This is a genomic window from Mesorhizobium sp. M4B.F.Ca.ET.089.01.1.1, assembly GCF_004022605.1.
Taxonomy (GTDB): domain Bacteria; phylum Pseudomonadota; class Alphaproteobacteria; order Rhizobiales; family Rhizobiaceae; genus Mesorhizobium; species Mesorhizobium abyssinicae.
Map to the genome: position 1 here is coordinate 1 of NZ_RZOS01000299.1, position 7,126 is coordinate 7,126.

8 protein-coding genes are annotated in these 7,126 nt (G+C 63.9%); 2 read left to right on the forward strand and 6 right to left on the reverse strand.

The features are described from left to right. Nucleotides 1-191: 191 nt before the first annotated feature. A complete protein-coding gene (locus EN780_RS23355; protein WP_127311039.1) occupies nucleotides 192-1,475 on the reverse strand; it encodes a cystathionine gamma-synthase family protein in 1,284 nt (427 codons plus the stop codon). A gap of 123 nt (nucleotides 1,476-1,598) precedes the next feature. Here EN780_RS23355 and EN780_RS23360 point away from each other — a divergent pair, with 123 nt between their 5' ends. Beyond that, nucleotides 1,599-2,057, forward strand: coding sequence for an Lrp/AsnC family transcriptional regulator (locus EN780_RS23360; protein ID WP_128275447.1), 459 nt, complete (start codon nucleotides 1,599-1,601; stop codon nucleotides 2,055-2,057). Nucleotides 2,058-2,097: 40 nt separating this feature from the next. Here the strand turns inward: EN780_RS23360 and EN780_RS23365 are convergent, their stop codons facing one another. From EN780_RS23365 to EN780_RS23380, 4 genes are all read right to left on the reverse strand, one after another. Then, nucleotides 2,098-3,069, reverse strand: a complete 972-nt coding sequence (locus tag EN780_RS23365) for an ABC transporter substrate-binding protein (protein WP_126053856.1) — start codon at nucleotides 3,067-3,069, stop codon at nucleotides 2,098-2,100. A gap of 41 nt (nucleotides 3,070-3,110) precedes the next feature. Further along, nucleotides 3,111-4,265, reverse strand: a complete 1,155-nt coding sequence (locus tag EN780_RS23370) for an ABC transporter permease (protein ID WP_127393108.1) — start codon at nucleotides 4,263-4,265, stop codon at nucleotides 3,111-3,113. Then, nucleotides 4,262-5,140 (reverse strand): ABC transporter permease, encoded by an 879-nt coding sequence (locus EN780_RS23375; protein ID WP_127393107.1) that lies wholly within the window; start codon nucleotides 5,138-5,140, stop codon nucleotides 4,262-4,264. Before EN780_RS23375 ends, EN780_RS23370 begins: the two co-directional genes overlap by 4 nt. Nucleotides 5,141-5,296: 156 nt before the next feature. Next, nucleotides 5,297-6,088, reverse strand: coding sequence for an ABC transporter ATP-binding protein (locus EN780_RS23380; RefSeq protein ID WP_127311868.1), 792 nt, complete (start codon nucleotides 6,086-6,088; stop codon nucleotides 5,297-5,299). Nucleotides 6,089-6,218: 130 nt separating this feature from the next. On the opposite strand from EN780_RS23380, the gene EN780_RS23385 reads away from it, so the two are divergent. After that, nucleotides 6,219-6,623: a cupin domain-containing protein gene (locus EN780_RS23385; RefSeq protein WP_128275448.1), complete on the forward strand. Its 405-nt coding sequence runs from the start codon at nucleotides 6,219-6,221 to the stop codon at nucleotides 6,621-6,623. Nucleotides 6,624-6,703: 80 nt separating this feature from the next. Here EN780_RS23385 and EN780_RS23390 read toward each other — a convergent pair whose 3' ends face one another. Further along, complete coding sequence (locus EN780_RS23390; RefSeq protein ID WP_189556675.1) at nucleotides 6,704-7,081, reverse strand: hypothetical protein; 378 nt, start codon at nucleotides 7,079-7,081, stop codon at nucleotides 6,704-6,706. Between the last annotated feature and the right edge of the window lie 45 nt (nucleotides 7,082-7,126).

Sequence of the window (7,126 nt, forward strand, 5' to 3'; positions counted from 1 at the left end):
GAAATGGCCAGCGCCGAGAGCATCGGCGCGAGGGGTTGAATGCGCATGGAAACCTCCGTTGTGACATCCCGAAATGGATGCACCGCCACAACGGCTTGAGGAGCCGATGTTTCCGCCCGGTAACGCCGATTTGACATCGCGGCAAAAAGGGGCGGTTGCCCGCCCCTTTTTGGAGTCCACGAAGGCGGTGATCAGACGGCTGCCAACGCCTGCGTCAGATCGGCGATCAGGTCGTCCGGATGCTCGACGCCGATCGACAGCCTCACCGTGGTTTCGAGCACGCCGATGCGCTGGCGCACTTCGAAGGGAATACCCGAATGGGTCATGGCCGCCGGGTGGCTGGCGAGCGATTCCGTTCCGCCGAGGCTTACCGCCAGCTTGAAGATCTGCAGGGCGTTGAGAAAGGCGAACGCCGCCTTCTGCCCGCCGCGAATGTCGAAGGAGAAGGTCGAGCCGGCGCCACTGCACTGCGCCCGATAGGTGCGGCCCGAAGGTGTGTCCTCGCCCAGGAACGGCAGATAATGCACCTTCTCCACCTTGGCATGGTCGCGCAGGAATTCGGCGACCAGGCGCGCATTGTCGTTCGCGCGTTCCATGCGGATCGACAGCGTCTCCAGCGAGCGGCCGAGCATCCAGCAGGAATGCGGGTCGAGCTGCGTGCCGATCGCGCCGCGCAGCGCCTTGATCGGCTTGGTGACCGCCTTGCTGCCCATCGCGGCGCCGGCGATCAGGTCGGAATGGCCGCCGACATATTTGGTCAGCGAATAGACGGAGACATCGGCGCCGTGTTCGATCGGCCGCTGGAACACCGGACCCAGCAGCGTGTTGTCGCAGACGATGATCGGCTTCGTCCCTTGCCTGGCGCCGATTTCGTCGGCGATCCTGCGCATCAGCGCGATGTCGACAAGGCTGTTGGTCGGATTTGACGGCGTCTCGATCAGGATGACCGACACCCGGCCCTTGGCCGTGGCTGTATCGGCAGCCGCGCGAACCGCCGCCTCGTCGACGCCGTCCGCGAAGCCGACAGCCTCTATGCCGAAGCCGGCGAGCGTGCGCGTCAGGAGCGTCTCGGTGCCGCCATAGAGCGGCTGCGAATGCAGGATGACGTCACCCGGGCGGGCATAGGCGAGAAGGGTCGTTGCGATCGCCGACATGCCGGACGAGAACAGGATGCAGGCGTCCGTGCCCTCGTAGACCGCCAGCCGGTCCTCGACGATCTCGCTGTTGGGATGGTTGAAGCGCGAATAGACCAGACCCGAAGCCGTGCCGCTCGGAGGTTCCTTGCGACCGGAGGTGTAGTCGAAGAAGTCGCGCCCCTCTTCCGCCGACTTGAACACGAAGGTCGAGGTGAGGAACACCGGCGGCTTGACGGCGCCCTCCGAAAGCTGCGGATCGAAGCCATAGCTCAGCATCAGCGTCTCCGGATGGAGCTTGTGGTTGCCGATGTGGGTTTTCGACGGGCGCGGCGCGGTCATGGCTATTTCCTGCTTTTCGAGGAGTGTTGCCTCGCAATTTATGCCATCCCCATCATGCAGTCCTTGCTATTTTTAGGCTCCCATGGCTGCGTTCCCGCAACGAATTGCCTGGAGAGCCCGAAAGTGCAGCAGAAGATAGCCGACGATTTCGACCGCAAGATCCTGCTTGAACTGCAAGCCGACGCCCGCATCACCAATAACGAGCTTGCCGAGCGGATCGGTCTATCGCCGTCGCCCTGTCTGAGGCGCGTGCGGCGTCTGGAGGAAGCCGGCGTCATCAGAGGCTATACCGCCCTGGTCGATCCGGCCGCCTTCGGCTGGGGCATGGTCGCCATCGCCACCATCCGGCTCAGCCGCCAGAACGAGGACGAGATCGTCATGTTCGAGGAAGCGATCCGCGGCTGGGATGAGGTGCTGGAATGCCACCTCGTCACCGGCTCGCGCGACTATGTGCTGAAGGTGGTGGCAGGAAGCCTCGAGCAGTACGAGCGCTTCATCAAGGAAAAGATCGCGCGGCTGAAATGCGTCGCCTCGATCGAGACCAGCTTCGTCATGAACACCATAAAGGAACGGCGCCTCTGAGGCGCCGTTCTCGAGATCAGCATGTCAGCGTTCAGCCGGCCTACTTGATCGCCTTGTCGGTGATCGCCGTGGTGTACGCGCCTTCCGGCTGCTTGGTGATGATCTTCTGGTCGAGCAGCGCCTTGGCGGTGCGCTCATAGGCTTCCGGAATCAGCTTGCCATCGGCATTGTCGATCAGCTTGGCGACTTCGCCCATCATCCGCTTCTGGTGGTTCTCGTCCTGGCCGCCATTGTCCATGACGATGCCGGCTGCCTCGTCGGAGTTGTCCACGGCATATTTCCAGCCCTTCATCGAAGCGCGCACGAAACGCACCATCTTGTCCTCGAAGGCCGGATCCTTGAGCTTGTCTCCCAACGCATAGAGCCCGTCTTCGAGCAGGTCGTTGCCCATGGCCGAGTAGTTGAACACGGTGAGCTGTTCCGGCTTGTAGCCGGCGTCGATCAGCTGCCAGTATTCGTTATAGGTCATGACCGAGATGCAGTCCGCCTGCTTCTGGATCAGCGGCTGCACGTCGAAGCTCTGCTTCAGGACGGTGACGCCGTCCGGGCCGCCCTCGGTCTTGAGGCCGAGCTTGTTCATCCAGGCGTAGAACGGATACTCGTTGCCGAAGAACCAGACGCCGAGCGTGTGGCCCTTGAAGTCGGCTTCGGTCTTGATCGGGCCATCCTTCGGGCAGACCAGCTCCATGCCGGCCTTCTTGAACGGCTGGGCGATGTTGACCAGCGGCACGCCCTTCTCGCGCGCGGCAAGCGCGCCGCCCATCCAGTCGACGATGACGTCGGCGCCGCCGCCGGCGATCACCTGCTCGGGCGCGATATCGGGGCCGCCCGGCTTGATGTCGACGTCGAGGCCCTCGGCTTCGTAGAAGCCCTTGGCCTTGGCGACATAGTAGCCGGCGAACTGGGCCTGCGTGACCCACTTCAGCTGCAGCGTTACCTTGTCGGCGGCCATCGCCTGGAACGCGGCCAGCGACATCGCGCCGGCCAGGACAGGAATAATCAGTCTTTTCATGTTTTTACCCTCTGAAGTTAGCACCCTTAAACCCACCGCCCCTATCCACCACGGACAGAGGGATGCCAAAACGTGACGGCTCTTTCGACAAGAGCGACCACGCCATAAAAGACCGAACCCGCCAGTGCTGCAACTGCGATTTCGGCCCAGACCATGTCGATGTTCATCCGCCCGACCTCGGTCGAAATGCGGAATCCCATGCCGACGACGGGCGTGCCGAAGAACTCCGCGACGATGGCGCCGATCAGCGCCAGCGTCGAGTTGATCTTCAGCGCGTTGAAGATGAAGGGAGCGGCGGCCGGCAACCTGAGCTTGATGAGCGTCGGCCAATAGCCCGACGCATAGGTGCGCATCAGGTCGCGCTCCATATGGCCGGAAGCGGCAAGCCCGGCGACCGTGTTCACCAGCATCGGGAAGAAGGTCATGATGATGACGACCGCCGCCTTTGACTGCCAGTCGAAGCCGAACCACATCACCATGATCGGCGCCACGCCGATGATCGGCAGCGCCGAGACCATGTTGCCGATCGGCAAGAGCCCGCGCCTGAGGAACGGCACGCGGTCGGCCGCGATCGCCGCGAGGAAGCCGGCGCCGCTGCCGACGACATAGCCGAAGATCACCGCCTTGAAGATGGTCTGCCGGACATCGGCGCCGAGTACCGGCAGCGAACCGGCGATGCGCGCGCCGATGGCGCTTGGCGGCGGCAACAGGATGAAGGGAATGCCGGCTCCCCGGGTCACCGCTTCCCAGATGATCAGGATCCAGGCGCCGAAGATCGCCGGGATAATCAGCCGCAGGGCGGTCCGCACCCAGTTCGCCACCGGGCGCAGCGAAGACAGCACCGCCACGCAGCGCCATCCCAGCAGCCAGGCCGCGGCGAGCAGCAGGAAGAATGGCGCCAGCGCCGTGCCTTCATAGCCGTTTATGCCCGTGATCAGCAGCCAGGCGGCGAGATGCGCGCCGATGAAAAGCACCAGGGCCTCGACGATCGTGGACAGCCTGGCCATCGAGGCAAGAGCTGCCAGCAGCAGCAAGCCGAACATCAGCCCCTTCGTCGCAAGGTAGGGATAGTCGAAAGACGCTTCAGGTTGCGCCAGCGCCGCCGCTTCCGGCTTCGACATCGCGCCGAGTGCCAAGGCGATCAGGCATAGCAGGATCGCCAGCAGCCCTTGCCAGGATGGTTTTAGCCAACTCATGCCGGCCTCCCGCCCATGGCGCGGTCGACCAGGCGGCCGGCAACGCCGACCACCATCACCAGCAGCGCCGCCACGATGGAACCGGCGACCAGCGCCGACCAGATGTCGATGGACTGGCTGTAATAGGCGCCGGAAAGCAGCTTGGCGCCGATGCCGGCGACGGCGCCGGTCGGCAGCTCGCCGACGATGGCGCCGACCAGGCTTGCCGCCACCGCGACCTTCATCGAGGTGAACAGGAACGGCACCGATGCCGGCACCCTCAGCTTCCAGAAGGTCTGCGCGCGGCTGGCATTGTAGGTATGCATCAGGTCGAGATGCATGAGTTCCGGCGAGCGCAGACCCTTCACCATGCCGACAGTCACCGGGAAGAACGACAGGTAGGTCGAGATCAGCGCTTTCGGGATCAGCCCGGTGATGCCGACCGCCGCCAGCACCACGATGATCATCGGCGCAACGGCCAGGATGGGGATGGTCTGCGAGGCGATGACCCACGGCATCAGGCTACGGTCGAGCGTCGCCACATGCACGATGCCGACGGCAATGACGATGCCGAGCGCGGTGCCGAAGGCAAAGCCGAGCAGCGTCGAAGACAGCGTCACCCAGGCGTTGTAGACCAGGCTGCGGTTCGAGGTGACGGACCGCAGGAAGGTGTTCTCGAAGAAATTCACCGCAACCTGGTGCGGCGCCGGCAGCGTCGGCTTCGGCTGCGACAGCGTCTTGCCGATGAATTCGGCGGTGCCGGGGGTTTCGTTGGCGCGTTGGTCGAGATCGCGCTGGAACGGCGCGTTGAGGACGACGGCGAAAACGTACCAGGCGACCACCACGGCCGCGAGGATGGTTGTGACGGGGATGATTTTCGAGCGGAAGGAGTCCATCAGCGCTGCCCCTCTCCTCTCCCCGCCGGGGAGAGGGTGGCCGGAGCGAAGCGAAGGCCGAAGGCGTGGTTGGCCGCTCCCTTCACGCACGCCGCATCGCGGGCGCTCCGCCCTGGGATGACGAAGGCGCGGGCAGGCGCTCGCTCCTGACGGCGGTCAATCATCATAGCTGTGCCCTGCCCTCAACCCGTCGCGCACGCGCGCGGCGATCGCCAGGAATTCCGGCGTCTCGCGGATGTCGAGCGGCCGCTTTCGCGGCAGGGTCGATTCGATGACGTCGCTGACGCGGCCCGGCCGCGGCGACATGACGACGATGCGGGTCGACAGATAGACCGCCTCGGGGATTGAATGGGTGACGAAGCAGATCGTCTTGTTGGTCCGCTCCCACAATTCCAGAAGCTGTTCGTTCAAATGGTCGCGCACGATCTCGTCGAGCGCGCCGAACGGTTCGTCCATCAGGAGCAAATCGGCGTCGAAAGCGAGCGCACGGGCGATCGAGGCGCGCTGCTGCATGCCGCCGGAAAGCTGCCAGGGATATTTCTTCTCGAAGCCGGCGAGGTTGACCAGTTCCAGCGTGCGCTTGATGCGCTCCGCCTGCTCTGCCTTGGACAGGCCGATGATCTCCAGCGGCAGCGCCACATTGCGCTCGATCGTGCGCCACGGGAAAAGGGCGGCCGCCTGGAAGACATAGCCATAGGCGCGTTTCTCGCGCGCCTGCTCCGGCGTCATGCCGTTGACCGAGATCGCTCCCGAGGTTGGCTTCTCCAGGTCGGCGATGACCCTGAGCAAGGTCGTCTTGCCGCAACCCGACGGGCCGATGAAGGAGACGAATTCGCCCTTGCCGATGGTCAGGTCGACATTGGACAGCGCCTGCACCGGACCGTCATTGGTCTGGAAGGTGAGGCCAAGCTTGCTTGCCGAAACGACGGCTGGCGACTGTCCGGTCATTGGCTGGCGCCTGCCCGTTCCCGTGCCTGCGGCGCCGGCTGGATTCCGATTGCTTTTATCGCGACGTTGTTTTCCACTCACCCTGCCCCATTGGCCTTGTCCCGCCAGCCCGACGCCCGGAGTTTCCCCGATGTCGCTCAAACCGACTTGTCATCTTATCCGCCCCGAAAGCACTTATGAAGGCAAGCAGGGTTTGACCTATTTCGCCGGCATTGCCACCGAGTCGGTCGGCTCGTCCGGCATCTGCATGCACGTGCTCACCATTCCGCCCGGTGCCCGCGCCAAGGCGCATATGCATGAGAACCATGAGACGGCGATCTACGTGCTCTCCGGCGAGGTCCACACCTGGTATGGCGACCGCCTTGAGCATCACATCGTCGTCAAGGCCGGCGACCTGTTCTATATCCCCGCCGGCGTGCCGCATCTGCCCGCCAATCTGAGCGGCGCGCCCTCGTCGGCGGTCATCGCCCGCACCGACCCCAACGAGCAGGAAAGCGTCGTCCTGCTGCCGGAACTGGATGCGCTGGTTGCCTAAGGCATTTTGCAGCCAAGCGGGATCGCTTGGCGTCGCACAAATGCTGTCTTGCTTCGGAACCGAAGGAAAAACTCCAAGCGTCATTTGCACCGGGAGACTTCTCCCATGACATTGCCGTCCTCGTCGGCGATCACCAGCTTTTTGGCGTTCTTGGCGCTGCGCTTGATGGTGAACTGGGCGGGTGACTCACCCTCCTCGCCTTCCGCCTGGCATTGCGCCTTGACCAGCAGCGAGCCGTCGGCCTGTGCCTTCTTTTCGGTAAAGGTGCAGGCACTCGCCACCGTGACGAATGCCTCGTCGGTCAACAGCAGCATGTCCTCGGCATAGATTTCCTGGCCGTTCTTGTTGATGCAGCCGGATTTGTTGCCATAGGGTTTCGACAGATCGATCGCCGCCGCGGAAGCGTGGCCGGCGACGAGCAGCGCTGCGGCCGCAAACGCAAAATGAGAAACGCGCACGCTCAGACCCCGGTCGCCGGAATGCCGGTGCGCTCCACCTTGCGC